At 68.2% G+C, this 21699-nt stretch carries 21 protein-coding genes; 9 read left to right on the top strand and 12 right to left on the bottom strand.

Annotated features, from left to right (window positions below):
• Positions 1–124 precede the first annotated feature (124 nt).
• From AC1RQC_RS14825 to AC1RQC_RS14855, 7 genes are all read left to right on the top strand, one after another.
• Positions 125–985, top strand: coding sequence for a class I SAM-dependent methyltransferase (locus AC1RQC_RS14825; protein WP_492371889.1), 861 nt, complete (start codon positions 125–127; stop codon positions 983–985).
• Positions 982–2169, top strand: a complete 1188-nt coding sequence (locus AC1RQC_RS14830) for a glycosyltransferase (protein ID WP_492371888.1) — start codon at positions 982–984, stop codon at positions 2167–2169. Before AC1RQC_RS14825 ends, AC1RQC_RS14830 begins: the two co-directional genes overlap by 4 nt.
• Positions 2170–2232: 63 nt before the next feature.
• Positions 2233–3513 carry a hypothetical protein gene (locus tag AC1RQC_RS14835; protein ID WP_492371887.1) on the top strand — a complete coding sequence of 427 codons (1281 nt, stop codon included), beginning with the start codon at positions 2233–2235 and terminating at the stop codon, positions 3511–3513.
• Entirely contained in the window at positions 3510–4553 is a 1044-nt protein-coding gene (locus AC1RQC_RS14840) for a glycosyltransferase family 2 protein (protein WP_492371886.1), read from the top strand. The genes AC1RQC_RS14835 and AC1RQC_RS14840 overlap by 4 nt, the downstream gene beginning before the upstream one ends.
• Entirely contained in the window at positions 4550–5722 is a 1173-nt protein-coding gene (locus AC1RQC_RS14845) for a glycosyltransferase family 4 protein (RefSeq protein WP_492371885.1), read from the top strand. The genes AC1RQC_RS14840 and AC1RQC_RS14845 overlap by 4 nt, the downstream gene beginning before the upstream one ends.
• A gap of 29 nt (positions 5723–5751) precedes the next feature.
• Positions 5752–7068 carry a hypothetical protein gene (locus AC1RQC_RS14850; RefSeq protein ID WP_492371884.1) on the top strand — a complete coding sequence of 439 codons (1317 nt, stop codon included), beginning with the start codon at positions 5752–5754 and terminating at the stop codon, positions 7066–7068.
• A complete protein-coding gene (locus AC1RQC_RS14855; RefSeq protein WP_492371883.1) occupies positions 7065–8258 on the top strand; it encodes a glycosyltransferase in 1194 nt (397 codons plus the stop codon). The genes AC1RQC_RS14850 and AC1RQC_RS14855 overlap by 4 nt, the downstream gene beginning before the upstream one ends.
• A 37-nt stretch (positions 8259–8295) precedes the next feature.
• Here the strand turns inward: AC1RQC_RS14855 and AC1RQC_RS14860 are convergent, their stop codons facing one another.
• The 12 genes from AC1RQC_RS14860 to AC1RQC_RS14915 form a co-directional block, all read right to left on the bottom strand.
• Positions 8296–9558, bottom strand: a complete 1263-nt coding sequence (locus AC1RQC_RS14860) for a glycosyltransferase WbuB (protein WP_492883810.1) — start codon at positions 9556–9558, stop codon at positions 8296–8298.
• Between the two features lie 72 nt (positions 9559–9630).
• Positions 9631–10722 (bottom strand): glycosyltransferase, encoded by a 1092-nt coding sequence (locus AC1RQC_RS14865; protein ID WP_492830012.1) that lies wholly within the window; start codon positions 10720–10722, stop codon positions 9631–9633.
• Between the two features lies 1 nt (position 10723).
• Entirely contained in the window at positions 10724–11770 is a 1047-nt protein-coding gene (locus AC1RQC_RS14870) for a GDP-L-fucose synthase family protein (protein ID WP_492883862.1), read from the bottom strand.
• Positions 11763–12983 carry a GDP-mannose 4,6-dehydratase gene (gene gmd / locus AC1RQC_RS14875; protein ID WP_492371880.1) on the bottom strand — a complete coding sequence of 407 codons (1221 nt, stop codon included), beginning with the start codon at positions 12981–12983 and terminating at the stop codon, positions 11763–11765. Before gmd ends, AC1RQC_RS14870 begins: the two co-directional genes overlap by 8 nt.
• On the bottom strand, positions 12970–14394 hold the full coding sequence (locus AC1RQC_RS14880) for a mannose-1-phosphate guanylyltransferase/mannose-6-phosphate isomerase (protein ID WP_492371879.1): 1425 nt from the start codon (positions 14392–14394) through the stop codon (positions 12970–12972). Before AC1RQC_RS14880 ends, gmd begins: the two co-directional genes overlap by 14 nt.
• Before the next feature lie 232 nt (positions 14395–14626).
• On the bottom strand, positions 14627–14959 hold the full coding sequence (locus AC1RQC_RS14885) for a hypothetical protein (protein WP_492371878.1): 333 nt from the start codon (positions 14957–14959) through the stop codon (positions 14627–14629).
• Positions 14960–15458: 499 nt separating this feature from the next.
• The gene (locus AC1RQC_RS14890) at positions 15459–16292 is read right to left on the bottom strand and encodes an ABC transporter ATP-binding protein (RefSeq protein ID WP_492371877.1); all 834 of its coding nucleotides are present in this window, start codon (positions 16290–16292) and stop codon (positions 15459–15461) included.
• Positions 16289–17053 (bottom strand): ABC transporter permease, encoded by a 765-nt coding sequence (locus tag AC1RQC_RS14895; protein WP_492371876.1) that lies wholly within the window; start codon positions 17051–17053, stop codon positions 16289–16291. The genes AC1RQC_RS14890 and AC1RQC_RS14895 overlap by 4 nt, the downstream gene beginning before the upstream one ends.
• Position 17054: 1 nt before the next feature.
• A complete protein-coding gene (locus tag AC1RQC_RS14900) occupies positions 17055–18047 on the bottom strand; it encodes an ABC transporter substrate-binding protein (RefSeq protein ID WP_492883812.1) in 993 nt (330 codons plus the stop codon).
• Positions 18048–18133: 86 nt separating this feature from the next.
• Positions 18134–18880 (bottom strand): GntR family transcriptional regulator, encoded by a 747-nt coding sequence (locus AC1RQC_RS14905; protein WP_492883814.1) that lies wholly within the window; start codon positions 18878–18880, stop codon positions 18134–18136.
• A complete protein-coding gene (locus tag AC1RQC_RS14910) occupies positions 18838–20250 on the bottom strand; it encodes an AtzE family amidohydrolase (RefSeq protein ID WP_492830016.1) in 1413 nt (470 codons plus the stop codon). The genes AC1RQC_RS14905 and AC1RQC_RS14910 overlap by 43 nt, the downstream gene beginning before the upstream one ends.
• Positions 20247–20438: a DUF4089 domain-containing protein gene (locus AC1RQC_RS14915; protein WP_492371873.1), complete on the bottom strand. Its 192-nt coding sequence runs from the start codon at positions 20436–20438 to the stop codon at positions 20247–20249. Before AC1RQC_RS14915 ends, AC1RQC_RS14910 begins: the two co-directional genes overlap by 4 nt.
• A gap of 455 nt (positions 20439–20893) precedes the next feature.
• Here AC1RQC_RS14915 and AC1RQC_RS14920 point away from each other — a divergent pair, with 455 nt between their 5' ends.
• The gene (locus AC1RQC_RS14920) at positions 20894–21019 is read left to right on the top strand and encodes a hypothetical protein (protein WP_492371872.1); all 126 of its coding nucleotides are present in this window, start codon (positions 20894–20896) and stop codon (positions 21017–21019) included.
• An 87-nt stretch (positions 21020–21106) separates the two neighbouring features.
• Entirely contained in the window at positions 21107–21550 is a 444-nt protein-coding gene (gene cynS / locus AC1RQC_RS14925; RefSeq protein WP_492371871.1) for a cyanase, read from the top strand.
• Positions 21551–21699: the final 149 nt, after the last annotated feature.

The following is a 21699-nucleotide window of genomic DNA, read 5'->3' on the forward strand; positions in this document are numbered from 1 at the left end:
CGTACAGAAACCTGAATCCCGCGCCGGCATCCTCACTGCAGGCAGACCGGTCATCCGCCCGGCAAGGCATGCCAGCGGCATGGCTGCGCTTTGGTCCAACGTTGCTCATCTTCACGAGGATGTCATGGCTTCAGGCACGGCGCAGGATCGCATCAACCAACACGCATGGCGTAGCTGGGGCGCGCGCCGGTGGTTCGGCACCGCCAGCGATTGGACGGACCCTGGCGAGGCTGCGGCGATTGCCTGGGTGGCGGACGAAGTGCGGGGCCAGCCCATCCTCGACGTTGGCGTGGGCGGCGGGCGCACCGTGGCGCTGCTGCGCACGCTGAGCGACGACTATACGGCAGTCGACTACATGCCCGAGATGGTCGAGATCTGCCAGCGCAATCATCCCGGCGTGCGGGTGATGCAGATGGATGCGCGCAACATGTCGCGCTTTGCGGACAACAGCTTCGCGCTGGTGATGTTCAGCTTCAACGGCATCGATGCGGTCGACTACGCGGGGCGCGTCGCCATCCTGCGCGAGTTCGCGCGCGTGCTGCGTCCCGGCGGCCTGATGCTGTTCTCCACGCACAACATGCGTGGGCCGAGCTATCGCGAGACTCTCTCGCGCTTCGTGCGGCTTCCGCATCTGTCGGCCAACCCTATCGCGGTTGGCATCGATACCGCGCGGGTGATCTGCAACCTGCCGATTGCCACCTTCAACTACCTGCGGCACTCGCGGCTGAACCGCGAGTTCGATGGCTATGCCATCCGGGTTTGCGCCGCCCACAAGTTCGGCATCGTGATCGTCTATACCGAGTTCGCCGCGCAGAAGCGCGCGCTCGCGGAGCTGGGGCTGCACACCGATGTGGTGTTCGGCAACCTGAACGGCGAGCCGGTGCGCGAAGGCCAGGACCTGCGCGACGTGTACTGGTTTCATTTCATTGCGCGCAAGGCCGCGGCCGGCGACTCGTCACCGGCGGCCCCCGGAGCCCGGCCATGAAGATCCTGCACGTGATCTCGTCGATCGATCCGGGTGGTGGCGGCCCGATCGAGGGTGTGCGCCAGCTGCGCGCACCCTTGCGTGAGCGCGGCGTACAGGTGCAGGTGTGCTGCGGCGACGCGCCCGATGCGCCCTGCGTGCGCGACAGCGAGCTCGACGTCATCGCGTTGGGGCCGTCATCGCTCAAGTACGGCTTCAACCGGCGCATGGTGGCCTGGCTGCGCGCGCATTGCGAAGCGTACGATGCGGTCATTGTCGAAGGCCTGTGGCAGTACCACGCGCTGGCCGTGTGGCTGGCGCTGCGTGGCAAGCGGGTGCCGTATTTTGTGTTCACGCACGGCATGCTGGACCCCTGGTTTCGCGACCACTATCCGCTCAAGCATCTGAAGAAGAGCCTCTACTGGCTGGTCGGGGACTATTGGGTCTTGCGTCATGCGCGCGGCGTGCTGTTCACGTGCAGCGAGGAGAAGCAGCGCTCCAGCGGTGCGTTCTGGCCATACCGGTGCCGGGAGGTGGTGGCAAGCTACGGCACGGCGCAGCCGCCGCAGGACGGCGCGCCGTTGCGTGAGGCCTTTCTTGGCGCCTTCCCGGAGGTGCGCGGCAAGCGCATCGCGCTGTTCCTCGGCCGAATCCACGAGAAGAAGGGTTGTGACCTGCTGGTCGACGCCTTCGCCGGCGTGGCCGCGGCGCATCCCGCGCTGCATCTGGTGCTGGCCGGACCGCACGACACCGCGCTGCGCGCGATGCTGGAGCAACGCATTGCCGCGCATGGGCTGTCCGCGCGCGTGAGCTGGACCGGCATGCTCAAGGGCGAGCTCAAGTGGGGCGCGTTTCACGCGGCCGAGGTGTTCTGCCTGCCTTCGCACCAGGAGAATTTCGGCGTGGCGGTGGCCGAGGCGCTCGGCTGCGGCGTGCCGGTGCTGATCTCCGACAAGGTCAACATCTGGCGCGAGATCGTCGCCGACGGCGCCGGGCTGGTGGGCCCGGACACCGCGCAGGGCGCCGCTGCCTGCCTGCGGCAATGGCTGCAGGCCGAGCCCGCCGAGCAGGCACGCATGCGCATTGCCGCGCGGCAGTCCTTTGCCCGGCGCTTCCATGCCGGACAGGCCGCACAGCGGCTGCTGGACATCATCCATGGCGCGACCGAGGCTGCGCAGCCTGTCCACCACGCGGCGGCGGGATAGAGGAGGAGAGGCCATGGTCGCGCCGTCATGCCACAGCGTCATTGAGCGGGGAGCGGGAGCGCCGTGAAGCTGCTCAGATTCCTCGTCTATGCGGTGCTTTCGCAGGGGATCGGCGCGATCACCGGCCTGCTGCTGGCCCGTTGGCTTGAGGTGGGCGACTACGCCATCTACACCGTGGTCGGCCTCATCATGGGCGCCATCGCCATCGTCACCAAGGGTGGCATCCAGCTTGGCCTGAACGCGCTGCTGGGCAAGACCTGGCCGGACCGGGAGCGTGCCGCGGAACTGGCCTGCGCGGCCATGGGCCAGCGCTGGAAGCTCTCCGCCTGGCTGTTGCCGGTGGTGCTGGCGATCGCCGCGTGGCTGCTGTATCGCAACCATGCCAGCGTGATCCTGATCGTGCTGCTGCTGGCGCTGTTGCTGGCGACCTGGTACTTCGACATGCAATCGCGCGTCGTGGACCAGGTGCTGCTGTTTGCCAACCGCGCGCCCGCGCTGCAGGCGCTGGATACCGGCTTGTCCGTGGGGCGCCTGGTACTGTCGTCCGCGCTCTACGCGCTGGGCCTGCTCGGCGTGTTGGGCGCGACCCTCGTCAACGTGCTGTTCGCGGGACTGCGCGTGCCGTTCGTGCGGCGCTGGATCGCGCGTGAGATACCGCTGGCGGCGCATGCCGGCAGCGCGGGCAAGGCGGAAGACAGCCAATACATCGGCCGCATCATGCGGCGGCAATTGCCGCTGGAGGCGTTCTACTGCGTCCAGGGGCAACTGGTGTTCGCCATCGTCGCCTATCACGGCGCGGTCGGGCAAACGGCCTCGCTGGGCGCGCTGTCACGCATCGGGCAATTGCTGATGCCGGTGGGCGCCGTGGTGGCCGCGTACGTGATTCCGCGCTTCGCGCAAGCGCGCGACGGCGTGCTGCGGCGCTTTGCCGGCTGGGTGGCGCTGGCTTGCCTGCCTGCCGCCGCGCTGGTGCTTCTGGCCGTGACATGGCCGGGGTTGCTGCTGTGGCTGGTGGGGCCGAACTACGCATCGTTGGGCGCCGAACTGGTGATCGCCTGCCTTGGCGCGGGCTTTGCCAGCGTGGTCGGCATCGCCTGGCAGTTGCTGGCCAACCGTGGCCTGAATCATTTTGCCTTCGTGCAGGTGCCGGTGGTGCTGGCCTGGTGCGCGGCCGCGCCGCGCTTTCTCGATCTCACCACGCTTGATGGCGTGCTGTGGTTCCAGCTCGGGCTGTCGTCGGGGCTGGCCGCGGCCATCGTCTGCGAACTCGCCGCGGCCGTGCGTGCCGGGCGCCTGCTGCCAAGCGACGAGCGCCTTGCCCCCCATGGAGGAAGCACGCAATGAGCGATGCGCCCAGCGTTACGCTGATGGTCCCGACCTACCGGCGCCCGGACATGCTCCAGCGCTGCCTGCAGGCTGCCGCCGCGCTCGTGCCGGCGCCGGTTCAGCTGATCGTGGTCTGCCGCGGCGCGGACGATCCCGACACGGCGGCGTGGCTGGCAAATACGGCGCAGGTTCGCTATCCGGCGTTGCAGGTAGTCAAGGTGACCGAGCCTGGCGTGGTGGCTGCCATGAATGCCGGCCTGCTGCACGCAACCGGCGAGCTGCTCGCGATCCTGGACGACGACGCGCTGCCGCGCGCGGACTGGCTGGCCTGCTTGCTGCCCCACTTTGCCGATGCCACGGTGGGCGGTGCCGGTGGCCGGGATGTCGTGCGCAGCGCCGATGGCGCGCCACTGGCCGTGCCGGATCTGCCGCTGGCCGGCTATCGCGACGGCTGGGGCAGGATCATCGGCGAGACGCATCGGGTGTGCGGCGCGCCGCGCGCGGTGGAAACGCTCAAGGGCTGCAACTGGATCCTGCGCCGGGCGGCGCTGGGCACGGCGCGCTTTGACGAGCGGCTGCAGGGGCAGGGCGCGCAGCCCGGCAACGAGACGTGGATGTGCCAGATGCTGCGGCACGCAGGATGGCGCCTGGTGCTCGATCCCGGCGCCATCGTTGATCACTATCCGGCCGCGCGCTACAACTACGAGCGCCAGAGCTATGCGCACAGGCGCTGCTTCGAAGAGACCTGCAACATGACGGCGATCTCGATGGCATATGCACCGCCCGCGATGCGCCTGCGGCTGGTGTTGTTCCAGCTGCTGGTGGGGTCGCGCAGTTGCCCGGGCGCTTACTTCCTGGCGCACAGCCTGCTCAAGCGTCCACGCAGCCTGCCCGGGCAATTGCTGGGTGGCTGGGGTGGCTTCGTGCAGGGCGTGCGCCTGGCGGGCACGCTGCGCATGCAGCCGCCCGGGCGGCCCACGCGCTGCGCCGGGCCGCCCGCGCAAGCCGTGTCCGCCGGAGCGAGGCTCGATGGCCCCCCACGGGGGAGCGAAGCATGAAAGCCCTCGTCACGCATCCCGGCCTGCAGCATTCGCACCAGATGGCACAGGCGCTTTATGAGCACGACATGCTCAAGCAATACTGGTCCGGCGTGCCGGTGCGCGCCCCGGGCGAGGCGCCGCCATGGTGGCTGCCGGCCGGATATCACGCCAAGGTGCGCGAGGTCGCCATCCCCAAGGCGCTGCGGCGGCACCCGGTGTTTTTTCCCGGTGTGCTCAAGCTTGGCCTCAATCGCTATGTCGGCCGCTCCGGGGCAGCTTACGCGCACCGGATCTTCCATCTGTTCGACCAATGGGTGGCCGCCCGGGTGGAGGCGGTGCGCCCGGATATCGTGGTCGCTTACGAGAATTCTGCGCTGCGGACCTTCCTGGCGGCGCGGCGCATCGGCGCGCGCTGCGTGCTGGAGGCGCCGGCCGTGCATCATCGTGCGGCCGAAGCCATGGTGCCGGTCGAGGACCGCACCTACCTTGCGCAGATCAATGCGCAAAAAGATGCGGAGATCGCGCTGGCGGACATCATCATCACCTGCTCGGAGTTTGCCGCGCGTACCTATATCGACGCCGGCGTGCCCCCCGCCAAGCTAAAGACGATCCTGCTTGGCGCAACGCTGCCGGACGACGTCCGCCGCCAGCGGCTCGCCGGCGGCCCGCGCTTTGTGTTCGCCGGGGCGGTGCGCGTGGGCAAAGGCATCGACCTGCTGCTTGACGCGTTCGCGCGGCTGCGGGAGCGGGTGCCGGAGGCGGAGCTGGCGCTTGCCGGCGCGCTCGTGGAGCAGGAGCTGGGCGGGCGCATCGCTGCCATGCCGGGCGTGCTTCAGCTTGGCGCGTTGCCGCAGCCGGCGCTGTTCCAGGTATTTGCCGATGCCGATTGCTTCGTGCTGCCGTCGCGCTTCGATTCCTTCGGCATGGTGGTGGCTGAGGCCCTGGCATGCGGCACGCCGGTGCTGCTCTCGGATCGGGTTGGTGCGAAAGAAATCATCGATGAATTCCCGCAGGCCGGGTGGGTGGTGCCGCTTTGCGCGGACGCGCTGTACCAACGCATGCTGGCCCTGGCGACAGATCGCGCGCAGCTGGAGCGCGCGCGTGCCCATGCCCGTATCGCCGGGCAGAAGTACACCTGGGCGAGGTATCGCCTGAGTGCAGCCGAAACGGTAGGCGCGCTATGCTGAGCCATTCCCTTCCCTATGCAAAACCTGCCGTGCCAGCCCACCTGGCGCGCGTCACCGTGTTCGGGCGGATCTTCATCACGGTCTTCGTGATTGCCGTGTTCGAGGGCGCCGCGCGCAAGTGGGTCTCGGATTCGCTCACCATGCCGCTGATCCTGCTGCGCGACCTGATGGTGGTGTATGCGCTGTACCACGCGGTGCGCTATTCAGGCTTTACCCCGGCGCGGCGCACCGTGCGCATGCTGCTGTGGTGGTCGGCCATTGTTTGTTTCTGGGGCTTGCTGCAGCTTGTTGCGGGCATCAACTCGCTGCCCATTTTCCTGATCGGCGTGCGCTTCTGGCTGCTGTACCTTTGGTTTGCCTACGCCGCGGCCGAGCTGCTCGAGGAGCAGGACCTGGAAGCCATCTCCAAGGCCGCGCTTGCCATGCTGCTGTTCATGGCTCCGCTGGCACTGGTGCAGCATTTTCAGTCGCCGGAGAGTTTCCTCAATCGTCAGATCGAGGGCGATCCGGATACGGTCTTCCGCGTGACGGCCGACGTGGTGCGCACCACGGGCACCTTCTCGTTCACGCTGGGCTACACCCTGTTCCTGGCGATCGTCAGCCCCTTCGCGCTGGAGGCCGTGCTGGGCGAGCAGAAGCCGGGGCTCCGGGGCAAGCTGCATTCGCTTGCGGTCATCGGCAGTCTGTTCATCGCCTCGCTGGTGAGCGGGTCGCGTTCGGCCATCCTGCTTTTGCCGATCGTGTTTGGCATCGCGCTGCTGGCAAGCTTGCGCTACGGCAAGGGAAAGCGGCGCAGGGCGGCGTTGTCGTGGGGCATTGTTTCCATCCTCATGAGCGTGGTCATCGTGCTGTTTGTCAGCTCGGCGGTGGACGCGACCTTGGAGCGCTTCAGCTCCGCGGCGGAGTCGGAGAGCTTCGCCGACCGGGTGGAGTCGATGTTCTTCGGTGTCAACGATGTCTCGGCCGAACAGAGCCTGCTTGGCAGCGGGCTCGGGCTTGGCAGCAACCTGGCCAACTATTTTCTGCAGACCGGCCTGCTGTTCGTGATCAGCGAAACCGAGACTGGCCGCGTCATCGGCGAGATGGGCCTGGTCGGCTATCTGAGCATCTTGCTCAAGGCGCTGATCTTCATCAACGGCATGTGGCGCGCCTTGCGTGTGGCCAGGCGCACCGGCAACTCTTTTCTCATCCTGATGTGGACCATTGCCATCTTCGGGCTGACCTCCTGGCCGGTAGTCGGGCAGCTGACAGCCAACGCGCTTGGCTTCGTGTTTGCCGGCATAACGCTGGCGGCCACGCGGCAAGCGAGCCAACGCTTGTATCACCCTGGCGTTCAATCACCATGAAAATCATCTTGTTGGGTCACCCCGCCTTTTTTGGCAGCCACAGCATGGACCGCTTTGCCGCGATGATCATCGACGGCATGCGCGCGCGCGGCCACCAGGCTGAACTATGGACCCCCGCCGCCGTGATGTGCCGGCTGCCGGCGCGCGGCGGGCTGCGTAAATGGCTGGGCTACATCGACCAGTACATCCTGTTCCCGATGCTCGCGCTATGGCGTCTGCGCAAGGTCGACAAGGACACCTTGCTGGTGCTGGCCGATCATGCGCTGGGCATCTGGATGCCGCTGCTGCGCCATCGTCCGCACGTGGTGCATTGCCATGATTTCATTGCCCTGCGCACGCTCGCCGGCGAGTTCCCCGAGCACGGGCTCTCGGCCAGCGGGCACACCTACCAGTCGCTGATCCGTTGGGGCCTGTTGCAGGGAAGGGCGTTTATCGCCGTCTCCAACAAGACCATGCGCGACCTGCGGCGGCTGCATCCGTGCGCGCCCGAGGCCGCGTGGGTGGTCTACAACGGAATGAACTATCCGTTCCACAGGATGGGCACCACCGAAGCGCTGGCCTGCCTGCAGCGCGCTGGCGTGCCGGCCGATCCGCAAGGCATGCTGGTGCATATCGGCGGCAACCAGTGGTACAAGAACCGCGAAGGCGTGCTGGCGCTCTACCTGGCCTATTGCCAACGGTGCCGCGTGCCGCGGGCGCTGTGGATGATCGGTGGCGATCCCACCGCGGAAATGCGCGAGCAGGGCGAACGGGCGAGCCCCCTTGGCGGCAGCGTGCGCTTTCTGACGGGGCTGCCCACCGAGGCGGTGCAGGCAGCCTATTCGCTAGCCGCCGTGATGCTGTTTCCGAGCCTGGAGGAAGGGTTTGGCTGGCCCATCATCGAAGCCATGGCATGCGGCGCGCCGGTGCTCACCACCAACCGCGCGCCGATGACCGAGATCGGCGGCGACCAGGTGCAGCTGCTCGAGCCGTTGGCTAGCAGTGACATGGATGGCTGGGCGCAACGCGGCGCGGACGTGCTGGCCGGGATGCTCGCATGGCCGCAAGCGCGGCGCGCCGAAGTGGCCGCGCGCTCGATCGCGTGGGCCGGGAACTTCTCCGCCGAGAAAGCCATCGACCAGTACGAGAGCATCTATCTCACGGTGCTGGCGGCGGCTTCGGTGGAAGATCGCGTGTCGGTGGACGCCTGAACGTCTGAACGTCTGAACGCCTGAACGGTGGCGTGTGCTATTCGCTGCCGACCCCGGCGGTGCTGGGCGCGCCGGCGGGCTGGTGCCTGATCAGCGCGAACAGCGCCTTCTCCAATTCGCCCAGCACCATGTCGAGGTCCAGGTGCTGCTCGGCCCAGCGCCGGCCGGCGCCGCCCAGGTGCGCGCGCAGGGCGGGCTGCGCAGCCAGCATGTCGATGGCGGCGGCCAGCGCGGCCGCGTCGCCAGGCGGCACCAGCACGCCGCATTGCGCAACCACGCGGCCAAGCTCCGTGTCCGGCTCCGCGGTGGCGACCACCGGGCGAGCGCTGGCCAGCATGCCGGTCAGCTTCGAGGGCATGACCAGGTCGGCGGCGCCGGCGCGTTGTGGCAGCAGGTGAATGTCGGCCGCGGCCAGCAGCGAGGCAAACATGGCGGCGGGCTGCAGGGACAGGAAGCGCACCTGTGGCAGCCCCGCGCAGGCGGCCTCCAGCGCGGGGCGCCCGGCGCCGTCGCCGCAGAAGATGAAGTGCAGGCGTTCATGGCCATCGAGCAGGCGGGCGGCATCGGCCATGACATCCAGCCCCTGCTTGGCGCCCATATTGCCTGAGTACAGCGCCACCACGGCATCAGCTGGAATGCCCAGCGTGCGGCGCGCCAGCATGGCGCTGCCGGCGCCGATTTCCCACAGGTTGACCCAGTTGGGCAGCAAGGCCGCGCGCTCAGGCTCCGTGCCCTTGCCACGCGCCAGAGAGACCATGGCCTGCGAGATCGACGAGACCCGGTCAAAACGCGTCATCAACTGATGCTCCACGCGCCGCGCCACGCGGCGCAGCCAGGGCCGGCGGAGCAGCCCCAGCGCAAAAGCCGCGTCGACCTCATAGTCCTGCACATGCAGCCAGGTCTTGCAGCCGCTCCAGTGTGCGAACAGCAAAGCGGCCGGCGCGCACATCAGGGGAGGCTCCACCACGAACAGCACATCCGGGCGCCAGCGCAACTGGGCCATCAGGCTGGGCAGGCTGGATACGGCAAAGCTCGCCAGGTGCAGCAGCCGCGTGATGCCGTCCGGCTTGCGCGGTACCCACAGCGGCGCGCGATACACCTCCACCCAGCGCCGCCGCTCGCGGCTGTATTGCCACGCGCGATAGCCCTCGCCCACGCGCCACGCCGGATAGTACGGCGGCGCGGTGACTACCCGCACCTCATGGCCGCGCGCGGCCAGCCACTCGGCCTGCTCGCAGGTGTACTTGCCGATGCCGGTCAGCTCGGGCGCATAGTTCAGGCAGTACATGAGTATCTTCATGGCAACCGTAGCGTCAGTGGCGTCGATGCTCTGTATGGGGTACGCAGCTGTCGCGCCCGCTGCGGCGTGCGTCTAGTCCGCGGCCATGATCCGCACGCAGCCAGCCGCCATGGCCCTGCCCGCGGAGGCGGGAGAGTCCTCCAGCGCGGCGGCCTGGCAGCGCTCGGCGGTGGCGGCGGCATCCGCAAAACGCGTGGGCACCTGCACCAGGCACCTGGCCAGCGCACCGGCGTCGCCCGCCTTGAAATACAGGCCGGTGACGCCGTCGCGTATCAGTTCGCCGGCGTCGTCGTTATTCACGCTCACCACCACCGGGCAGCCGTAGCTCAGTGCCTCGCGTACCAGCGGATGCCAGCGCTGCGCGGCATCTGGCAGCACCAGGCAGCTCGCCTTGCGGTACTCCACGGCGAAGTCGGCCGGCGCCATCGCGCCCAGGAAGCGTACCGACGGCCCCAGCCCGAGCGCGTCGGCCATGGTGCGCAGCCGGCCATAAGCGCGGCCCGTACCCACCAGCGATAGCGTGGCCGCCGGCCACGCCTGCCGCGCGCCGGCAAAGGCATAGAGCAGCAGCACCAGGGCCGGATCGTGCGTGAGGGCGCCAACATGCAGGAAATGCGGCGCATGCGGCGGTGCAGCGTGCTCGACCCGCTCGCGCCGTTCGGCGGCAGCATCGAAGCCGTCCGGCAGCACGGCTGGCGGGCGGCAGGCAAAGATCTTGCGCGGGGGAACGTCGGCGGCAATGGCGCGCGCGCAGCCGCGCTCGCTGCCGACGAATACGCCCTGGCAATGGCGCAGCAATACCGCGTCTGCCAGCGCGCCAACTCGCCCAGGCACGCTGGCAAAGGCGGCCCCGTGGAAGAAGGCCGCGCGTCGCCGCCCCAGCGCCATGCTGGCCAGCAGCATGGCCCAGTTCTCCAGCCGGCTCTGGCCCGCCAGCACCACCAGCGCGCCGGGACTGAGCGAGATGGCGCGCATCTGCTGCAGGCAGCGCCGCCACAGGCCCGCATCCGCGCTGCCCGTGGGAAAGATGACCTGTCCGGGCCAGAGCGCACCGGGACTCGCTGCCGCGCCGCTGGCGGCCGAGGTTGCCGAGGTAGCCGACGTTGCGGACGCAGTGGCCTGAGGCCGCGCGCGCTTGTCGGGATGGCGGAGCAGGGGTTTCATGTCAGGTCTCCACGTGTTGTGCCGGTGCTGTGCCATGTGCCAGCCTTCCGCTCTGCAGTGCATCCAGGTAGGCCAGGCGCAGGCCGTCGCGCAGCGCCACGGCCGGTTGCCAGCCGGTGGCGGCAAGGGCCGTGCAGTCGAGCCGCTTGCGCGGTGTGCCGTCGGGCTTGCCGCTGTCGAAGACGATGTCGCCGCGAAAGCCCACGGTCTGCGCCACCAGCCCCGCCAGTTCGCGCACGCTGACTTCCTCGCTGCTGCCCACGTTCAGGAATCCGGCCGGCGCGGTCTGGCGGTACACGTCCTCGGCCAGCGCCATCACATGCAGGCATGCCGCGGCCAGGTCGTCCGCGTAGAGGAACTCGCGCAGCGGCGTGCCGCTGCCCCACACCGGCACGTGCTGGGCGTGGGCCATGCCGGCTTCGTGGAAGCGCCGCAGCAGGCCCGGTATCACGTGGCTGTTGTCGGGGTGATAGTTGTCGCCCGGGCCGTAGAGGTTGGTCGGCATCACGCTGCGGTAGTCGGTGCCGTACTGGCGGTTGTAGCTCTCGCACAGCGCAATGCCTGCGATCTTGGCCAGGGCGTAGGGGGCGTTGGTGGGCTCCAGCGGCCCGGTAAGCAGCGCGGCCTCGCTGATGGGCTGGGGTGCGAACTTCGGGTAGATGCAGCTCGATCCGAGGAATAGCAGGCGCTTCACGCCCGCGCGCCAGGCTTCGTGGATGACGATGGCCGCGATCATCAGGTTCTGCTGGATGAACTCGGCGGGAAAGGTATGGTTGGCGTGGATGCCGCCTACGCGCGCGGCTGCCAGGTAGACCGTGTCGATGCCCTGGGTGGCGAAGAACGCGCGCACCTGCTGCTGGTCGGTGAGGTCGAGCTCGGCGTGGCCGCGCGTGATGATGTCGGCCTGGCCACGCGCGTCCAGCGCACGCACGATGGCCGAGCCGACCATGCCGCGGTGGCCCGCCACGAACACCCGCGAGTGCCGCGCTGGCAAGGATGCGGATGACGGCGTGGGGTCGCTTGACACTGCGGTGCCGGCGTCACTCATGATGGTCATAGGCCCGGAAGCCAGCCAGCTTGACGAACGCATCGCGCCGCGCCGCGGCAAAGTCCGCTTCCATCATTTCCCGCACCAGCGCCCCGAAGCTCGTGCGCGGCGACCAGCCCAGCTGTTCGCGCGCCTTGCTGGCGTCGCCCAGCAACGTCTCGACTTCGGTTGGTCGGAAGTAGCGCGGGTCCACCCGCACAATCGTGTCGCCTGGCTTGCAGCGCGCTGCCACCGGGCAGGTGGCGGCATCAACGTGCGCCACCACGCCCACCTCGCCGGCGCCTTCGCCCTCGAAGCGCACCGCGATGCCGAGCTCCAGGGCGGCCAGCTGCACGAACTCGCGCACGCTGTGCTGCTCGCCGCTGGCGATCACATAGTCCTCGGCTTTGTCCTGCTGCAGCATCAGCCACTGCATTTCCACGTAGTCGCGCGCGTGGCCCCAGTCGCGCAGGGCCGACAGGTTGCCGAGATAGAGCGTGTCCTGCAGCCCCAGCACGATGCGCGCCATCGCCCGCGTGGTCTTGCGCGTGACAAAGGTCTCGCCGCGCACCGGGCTCTCGTGGTTGAACAGGATGCCGTTGCAGGCATACATGCCGTAGGCCTCGCGATAGTTCACCGTGATCCAGTAGGCGTACAACTTGGCGGCTGCATAGGGGCTGCGCGGGTAGAACGGCGTGGTCTCCTTCTGCGGTGTTGCCTGCACCAGGCCGTACAGCTCGGATGTGGACGCCTGGTAGAAGCGCGTTTGCTTCTCCAGGCCAAGGATGCGCACGGCTTCGAGCAGGCGCAGCGTGCCCAGCGCATCCGTGTTGGCGGTGTATTCCGGTTCCTCGAACGACACCTGCACGTGGCTTTGCGCCGCCAGGTTGTAGATTTCGTCAGGTTGCGATTGCTGTACCACCCGCACCAGGCTGGCGGTGTCGGTCATGTCGCCGTGATGCAGGATCAGGCTGCGCCTGGACGCTTGCGGATCCTGGTACAGGTGGTCGATGCGCTCGGTGTTGAACAGCGAACTGCGGCGCTTGATGCCGTGCACCTCGTAGCCTTTGGCAATCAGCAGCTCACACAGGTAGGCACCGTCCTGGCCGGTGATGCCAGTGATCAGCGCGCGGCGCGGGCGTTGCGCCCCGCCGCTGCCGGTGTTGCCGCTGGCTTCGGGCTGCAGCTCGGTGGTCGCAAGCCGGCCGAAGGGTTCGAGATCATGTGCGCCCATAGATATCTGCCATCCGGATGATGTCGTCTTCGCCAAGGTAAGAGCCGGACTGGATCTCGATCAGTTCGAGCGGGATCCGGCCGGGGTTTTCAAGGCTGTGCGCCTCGCCGATCGGGATATAGGTGGATTGGTCTTCGGTCAGCAGGTACTCGACGTCTCCGCGGCGCACGCGCGCCGTGCCGGAAACCACCACCCAGTGCTCGGCACGGTGGTGATGCAGTTGCAGCGAGAGCTTGGCGCCGGGTTTGACCGTGATGCGCTTGACCTGGTAGCGCGTACCGTGGTCCACCGCGTCGTAGGCGCCCCAGGGCCGGTAGACCTTGCGATGCTGGGTGGCCTCGGGGCGGCCCTGGGCGCGTACCGTTTCCACCAGTTGCTTCACGTCCTGGCAGTGATCCTTGTGGACCACCAGCACCACGTCCGGCGTTTCCACCACCATCACGTCGTCCAGGCCGGCGACCGCCACCATTCGGTGCGAGGCGTGGACGAGGCAGCCCCGCGCGTGGTGCGTGACCACGTCGCCGATGGCCACGTTGCCATCGGCGGTCTTCTCTGCGGCCTTCCAGACCGCATCCCAGGAGCCCACGTCGCTCCAGTCGGCGGACAGCGGGGCCATTTGCGCGTCACGCAGGTGCTCCATCACGGCGTAGTCGATCGAGTCGGAGCGGCAGGCGGCGAAGGCGTCCGTGTCGAGCCGGAAGAAGTCCAGGTCGCGGTGGCCGCGCACCATCGCTTCCTGCGCGGCCAGCAGGATGTCGGGGGCGAACCGCTCCAGCGCGGCGAGATAGACGGAGGCGCGGAACAGGAAAATGCCGCTGTTCCAGAAGCAGTTGCCTTCCTGCAGGTAGCCGGTGGCCATTTCCAGCGAGGGCTTCTCGACGAAGCGCGCGACCGACAGCAAGTCGGCCGTATTGCTGGGCACCGCCTTGATATAGCCGTAGCCGGTGGCGGCAAACGTGGGCACCACGCCCAGCGTCACCACCACGCCCGTTGCGGCCACGGCGCTGGCCTGGCACACGGTCTGCGTGAAGGCGGCGCGGTCGCGGATCAGGTGATCGGAAGGCAGCACCAGCAGCACCGGGTCCGCGCCGCCGCTGCGCGCTTGCAGCGCGGCCACCGCCGCGGCGGGCGCGGTATTGCGCGGATGCGGCTCGAGCACGATGGCGGACAACGCGCAGCCAGCCTCCCGCGCTTGCTCGGCCACCACGAAACGGTGCGCTTCGTTGCTGACCAGGATTGGGGCTTGCGCACCGGGAATCTCCCGCACCCGCAACAGGGTGTCCTGCAGCAGCGAGTCTTGTCCGAGCAGGCGCAGGAACTGCTTGGGATAGCCGTCGCGCGACAACGGCCACAGCCGCGAGCCCGCTCCGCCACACAGGATGACCGGTACGATCTGCTTGTCGTCTGCCATGGCATGTCTCCTTCACGCAGCACGAAGCCTGGCTCGCGTTCGTGGCGAGCCGGGTGACGGGTAGTGAAGTGACTGTAATGCCGGGCCACAGGGGGGGACTGTTGGCTAGCACACACTCGATGGCGCGCTGGCGCGGCGTGACGGGTGCGCTATGCAAGCACAAAAAAAGACGCCGTCCGCGCGCAAGGCGGGACGGCGTACGTGGCTACCTTGCCGGGACGGCTCGGCCGGTTTAGCGGGTCCAGTAGCCGGGCCGCATCACCCAGCCGCCGTGCGGGCTTTGCACCCAGCGCTCGGGCACATAGCGGTGACCCGGGCGTTCGCGCTGCCAGTAGCCGCCGCGCCAGGCATAGCTGCCGCCGTTGGCGTTCCAGTGTCCCGGCACCCATGCCTGGCCAGGGCGGCCCGGCGGGCGCGGTTCATAGCGCGGCGGGGGCGGCGCGGGGCGCATGTGCGGGCTGCCGTGGTAGCCCGGGGGATAGGCCTGGGCCTGGGCCGGCGAGATCAGGCCAAGCGCGGCGCCGGCGGCAAGGGTAGTGAGGGCGAGCAGCAGTTGGCGTTTCATGGTTCAACTCCAGGGGTGCGAGCGATGCATTGGATTTCGGGGGCGGCGCGTGCGTGTTACCTGCAGCCGCTCAATAGCGGTCGTGGTAACGGTACGGCGGCGGGCCGCCACGCGGGGGCACCACGATGCAGGCGGACAGCAGGGACGCTGCGGAGCAGAGCAGGACAACCAGGGCGATGGCGCGTTTCATGTTGGGGACTCCGTGACTGGCTTCGCGTTGAACATGGCCTCACTGTAGCCATCGGGCCCGCGCCGGTGTGCTTGCACTTGTAAGGCGCAATCACACTTTCAAGGGCCTCGGCTTCACCTTTGGCGAGGCTTTCCGGGCCCTTGCAGGTCACCCGCCAGGCCTTGCCGGCATTGGGCGCACGGGTGATGGCGCGGGGCCGGCCGCAGCCTCGAAAAGAAAACGGGACCGTGGCCGGTCCCGTAATGTGGCGTTACATCGGAAATAACTCTCGCAAAGATTTGCCTGTGCAGCGGCCCGTTTGCACGCGTCTCAGCGTGCCCGCACCTCGCGCTGGAACACTGCCAGCGCATGCGCGCGGGTGGCGATGAAGCGCGGATCGGCCACCGCCTGCGCATCGCGCGGGCGCGGCATGTCGAAGTCGATCGCCTCGGCCACGCGCGTGGGCCGGCGCGTCAGCAGCAGGATGCGGTCGGCCAGGAAGACTGCGTCTTCCAGGTCGTGCGAGACGATCACCATGGTGGTGCCCTCCGCCAGTTGCACCTCCTGGAGCTTGTCGCGAATGAACAGGGTGGTCTCGAAATCCAACGCAGAAAAGGGTTCGTCGAGGAACAGCACCTCGGGCCGCGGCGCCAGCGCGCGCATGATGCAGATCAGCTGCTGCTGCCCGCCCGAGAGCTCATAGGGAAAGCGGTTGACGTCGAAGCGCACGTCGAAGGTGCGCAGCAGCTCCTCGGTGCGGGCCTTGGCCTGTGCCTCCGGCATGCCTTTGCGGCGCAGCGGGTAGGCCACGTTGTCGCGCGCGGAGATCCACGGCAGCAGGGCGTCCCGGTAGTTCTGGAAGACGTAGCCGATCACGGTCTGGCGCAGCGTCTTGCCATCGAACAGCACCTCGCCCCGGTCGAACGGCAGCAGGCCGGCCACCATGTTGATCAGCGTCGACTTGCCGCAGCCATTGGGCCCGAAGATCGAGACGATCTTGCCGCGCGGCAGGTCCAGGTCGAGATGCTGGTACAGCGGCACGCCGCCGAAGGCCTTGGACAGGCCGCGGATGGTGACATGGACCTCGCGCCCGGCCGGAGCGGCCACCAGCGCCGATGGCGGCGGCGCGTCGGCCACGCCGGCGCCCGATTGCAGGACTCTCATTTGCCGCTCCAGTGGACAAAGCGCTTCTCCAGCATGAAGAAGGCCAGGTTGAGCACGTAGCCAAGCGCGCCGGTGACCAGGATGGCGGCGTACATGCTGCGGATATTGAAGACCTGCTGCGCATCGATGATGCGGTGGCCAAGGCCTGTGTCCGAGCCGATGAACATCTCCGCCACGATCACGATCACCAGCGACATCGACACGCCGGTGCGCAGCCCGACAAAGGTCTGCGGCAGGCTCTCCATCAGCAGCACGTCCTTGAACACGTGCCACTTCGATACGCCCATGGCCTGCACCGCCAGCACGCGCGTCTTCCTGGCGTTCATCACGCCATACGCACTGTTGAACAGGATCAGCAGCACCGCCGCGAAGGCGGCAATGGCGATCTTGTTCGCATCCGACAGGCCGAACAGCAGCATGAACAGCGGGATCAGCGCGGATGACGGCGTGGAGCGGAAGAAGTCGATCAGGAATTCCACGCTGCGATAGGCCGGGACCGAGCTGCCCAGCGCCACGCCCAGCGGCACGCCGATCACCGCGGCGATCGCAAAGGCGTAGAAGGTGCGCGACACGGTGGCCAGCAGGTCCGCGTTGATGGACCCGTCGGCAACGCTTGTGAACAGTACCCCGAGCGTTGCCGCCGGCGATGGCAGCAGCACCGGGTTGACCCATTTGGCCGACACCGCTGCTTGCCACAGCGCCAGCAGCGCCAGTGGGCCGATCAGCGGCAGCAGCCGCGGCGCCAGGTTGGATGCACGCATGTCAGCCCCGGTAGAGCATGTCCGCCACCGGCACCCGGCGGGCAAACAACTTGCGGTCGTGGAAGACGTCGAAGAATTTCTGGAAGGCCTCGATATCGGCCGGCTTGAACTCGTTGTAGAGCGTGAAGCCGGGCAGCGGCACTTCCCTGGCCAGCTGGTCGTCGATGCTGGTGTAGCCCTTCAGGAAGGGGCGCACCTTGACGGGGTCCTTGCGCACCATGTCGATGGCCTGGCCGTAGGCGGCGATAAAGCGTTTCGACAACTCAGGGCTGGACGAGAGGAAGGCCGAGGTCAGCGAAGCCGAGCCGCCAAACCACGGCAGGCTGGCGTTGCCCAGCACGTAGCGCGAGATCACGCCGTACTCCAGCGCGCGGCAGGTGCCGTTGAGGCGGCCCACGGTGCCGGTGGGTTCCAGCGTGTAGACCGCGTCGAGCTGGCCCGCGGCGAGTGCGGCCACGTGCTGGCCTACCGGCAACTCGATGGGTTTGACGTCGGCGTAGCCGTTCTTCTCGAAGATCACCTTGGCCAGCGTCACGTTCTGGATGCCGGGGCCGCAGCCGATGCGCTTGCCCTTGAGCTCGGCCAGGGTCTTGAAGGGGCTGTCCTTGGCCACCAGGATTTCATCGAGCAGCAGCGTAGCGTTGGACGGGTTGGCGGCAAAGATCTTGCACAGGCCGGGCGAGGTGATCTCGCCCAGGCCTAGCGCCGCGGAAGCCGTGCCGTTGGCCGAGCCCTCGATGCGCCCGGCGATCATGGCTTCCACCACCTGCTGCGCGCTGGCGAACTTCACGGCCTCCACGTCCAGGCCGGCCCGCTTGAACAGCCCCGTCTCGATGCCCGCGTACAGCGGGATGCCGCCGGCGATCGGCCAGAAGCCCAGGCGGATCTTCGGCGCCTGCGCGCGCACGATGGCAGGCGCGGCCAGCATCGCGCCGGCGGCAAGGCTCTGGCGCAGGGCGAGGCGGCGGCGTGGGTTGAAGCGTGAATCGGTCATGTTGATCTCGCAACGAAAGGAGTGGAGGGACAGAATCGGGAGACGCCGGGGAGTGCCGCGCCTATGCGGTGCTATCTCGGTGCATGTCAGGCGCGTGCGCGCGCGCCGTCGGTGCGTATCGTCTGCAAGCGGTGCAGCGTGATCTTGCGCACTTCGGCGCGGCTTTCTTCAATATGGCTGGACAGCAGCAAAACGGCCTGCTCCGCGCGCTGGCGCTGGATCTCGCGCAGGATGGCGGCGTGCTCGTCGTAGGTGGCGGTCACGCGCGCGGCGTAGGTGAAATCGAGCCGGCGGATGATGCGGATGCGCTCGGTCACCTGACGGTGCACGCTGGCGATTTCGCGATTGCCCGCCGCCGCTACCAGTGCCGCGTGAAAGGCCTCATCGTGTTGCGCCACCAGGCGGCCGTCGTCCAGGCGCGCGTCCTGCGGCACCTGCCAGAACTGCGCAAGCTGGGCCAGCGCGCCGTGATCCACCGTGGGTGTGGCGTGCGTGCAAAGCATGCGCACGGCGTTGACCTCGATCAGCTTGCGCAGTTCGTAGAGCTCGTCGAAGCGTGTGAAATCCAGTGGCACCACCTCCCAGCCGCTGCGGAAATACACCTGCACCAGCGCGTCGGATTGCAGCCGCAGCAGCGCCTCGCGCACCGGCGTGCGCGACACGCCCAGGCGCTGGGCGATCTCGCCTTCGGTGAAGCGGTCGCCGGGAAGCATCCGGAACTCGAAGATGTCGTCGCGCAGCTGCGCGTAGACCGCTTCGGCGCGCGAGACCACACGGACCTCGGCGCCGCTCATGCCGCGGCCCGCGCGAGCAATGCGGATGGCCGCGGGCATGCCGCCACGCCTACGGCCTCCAGCGCCTGGGCGGCCGCAAAGGCCAGGTCCTCGCGCCACGGCGGCGCGATCAGTTGCACGCCTAGCGGCAAGCCGGCGGGGCCGGCCAGCGGCACAGTGAGCACTGGCAGGCCGATGCACGAGATGGGCTGGGTCAGCAGGCCCAGGCTGGCGCGCGCCGGCAGCACCTGGCCGTTGATGTCGATGCTCTCCTGCCCGGCCAGCGGCGCAGCCACCGGCGTGGCCGGGGCGATCAGCAGCTCGGTGCGCGTGAAGGCGTCGAGCAGTTCCTGGCGAAAGGCCGCGCGCACTTGCTGTGCGCGCACATACCACGCGGCCGGCAGCACCAGTCCGGCGGCCAGGCGGTCGCGCGAGAGCGGCTCCATCTGCGCGTACTGGTGCCGCAGATGCTCGCGGTGCAGGTGCCCGCCCTCGGTGCCGGTGATGACGAAGGCGGCCGAGCGCGCGGCCGCCGCGCCCGGCAGATGGATCACGTCCGTGGCTTCGAGCGCGTCGGCCACGCGCTGCGCGGCGGCGCGCGCATCGGGGCCGGCCATGTCATCGAAGTAGCCGCCCAGGCGTGCCGCGCGCACGCGCCTGGGCGCCTGGCCGCTGACCGCTTCGAGCGGGCGGCGCGCACAGGCCGGATCCCGGGTGTCGGCGAACTGCAGCATATCGTAGGCCGCCGCGAGGTCCGCCACCGAGCGCGCGAAGGGGCCGACGTGGTCCAGGCTGTGCACGAACGGATAGCTGCCGCGGCGGGACAGCCGCCCATAGGTGGGCTTGAGCCCGAAGATGCCGGTGAGCGCGGCCGGCACGCGGATCGAGCCATTGGTGTCCGAGCCGAGCGACAACGGCACCAGGCCCGCGGCCACCGCCGCCGCGCTGCCGCCGGAGGAGCCGCCCGCCACGCGGGCCAGGTCGTGCGGATTGCGGCAGGTGCCCCGATGTGCGTTCTCGGTGGTGAAGCCGTAGGCGAACTCGTCCATGTTGAGCGTGCCCACCAGCACCGCGCCCGCCTCGCGCATGCGCGAAACCAGCACCGCGTCGCGCCGGGCCGGTGCGGTGCCGGCCAGCACGCGAGAGCCCGCCAGCGTGGTGAGGTCCGCCACGTCGAACAGATTCTTCACTGCATAGGGCACGCCCGCCAGCGGCGGCAGCCGCGCGCCCTGGGCGCGCAGCGCATCGACGCGGCGCGCCTCGCCCAGCGCGCGCTCGCGCGTCACGGCGGTGAAGGCGTGCAGCAGCGGGTCGCAGGCCTCGATGCGCGCGAGCGTGGCGGTGGCCACATCCAGCGCGCTGCGCGCGCCGGTGTCGATGTCACTGCGGATCGCCAGCGCGGATTCGAACACGGGATCGCGCGCGCTCATGGCCGGTACACCGGAGCTGGCTCATCGTGCGCATCCAGCGGGTGCGCCAGCATGGGCGCTGCTATCGCGGCCACGCGCAGGAATTGTTCGATCACGCGCGTCTCGGCGTCCTTGGGCAGCTCCAGCCCGTGCAGCTTGAGCGCGCTGCGGGCGTAGTGCGCCAGCGTCTCGTCGCAAAATTGGGTCATGGCGTTTCTCCGGGAATTCGCGGGTCTCAGGCTGCGGCCGTTGTGCCCTGCTTGTATGCGATCTTGTATGCAAGCAATGGCTGTGCCACGTGCGGCGCGACGCGATGCACGGCGTGCGGCAGGATTCCACCCGCCGCGCTGCACCGCTTGGGGGCGAGGGTGCAATGCCAGGTGCGCACGCGCGGCGTGATTCACCGCGGCAGTGCGTGCGCCGCAGCGGCCTTGGTGCGCCTGTGCGTAGCGCCTGCGCTTGCAGGCACCACCTGGCGAGGCGTCCAGTGTCCTGCGCAGTGGCATGAACCTTGCGCGGAGCGCTTTGTCACGGAGGGCGCGCGCGTGGTCATTCTGGTGATGCGCGCACCGATCCACACTGGCACGCGGTGACATTGCCTGATGTGTGCCTGAGGCGTGCCGGACGCGTCACCATCTAGTGCGCGTGAACCTGCGGAGGTGCGATGCCGATCCTTCTTGTCGTGTTGGCGCTGCAGGCCCTCGTGCCGGGTGCTACGTCCTTTGCCGCGCTGGTGCGATACGACAACGCGCGCACCGCGGTTTGCACGCGGCTGGACGGGCTTCCCTGACATCGTCCGGCGCTAGTGCCGCCCCGTCTTGGCATCCGTCCCCCCAAAAGTCCCCCCAAAGCCAATCCAGAAACCAGAGGAGCACAAATGAATCGCAGCGATATCACCGACCTGATCATCGAAGCCAAGGTCACCAAAGGCATCAGGTGGTCCGATGTGGCCGAGAAGGTCGGCAAGAGCAAGGAGTGGACGACCGCCGCGTGCCTGGGCCAGATGGCCTTCGACGCGCCCGGCGCGCAGGCCGTGATGGAGATCTTCGGCTTGCCGCCGGAGGCCGAGCCGTGGCTGCGCACCGTGCCATACAAGGGCTCGCTGCCCACTCCCGTGCCGAGCGATCCGCTGATCTACCGCTTCTATGAACTGGTCAGCATCTACGGGACGACCTTCAAGGCGCTGATCCATGAAGAGTTTGGAGACGGCATCATGAGCGCGATCGATTTCCGCATGGACCTGCAGCGCGAGGCCGATCCGAATGGCGATCGCGTGAAGATCGAGATGTCGGGCAAGTTCCTGCCCTACAAAACCTACTGACCGGGGCTGGCACCCAGGCGCTTTGCACCACGCAGAAACGGGTACGCCCCCTGTTCCGGCCTGCTGAAAATCACGCAGAAACGGGTACGGAGCGGGTTCTGTGGATCACGCAGAAACGGGTACGCTTTGCATTTGCGGCCCGTTTTTGC

The organism is Cupriavidus sp. GW822-FHT03E04 (genome assembly GCF_058801495.1).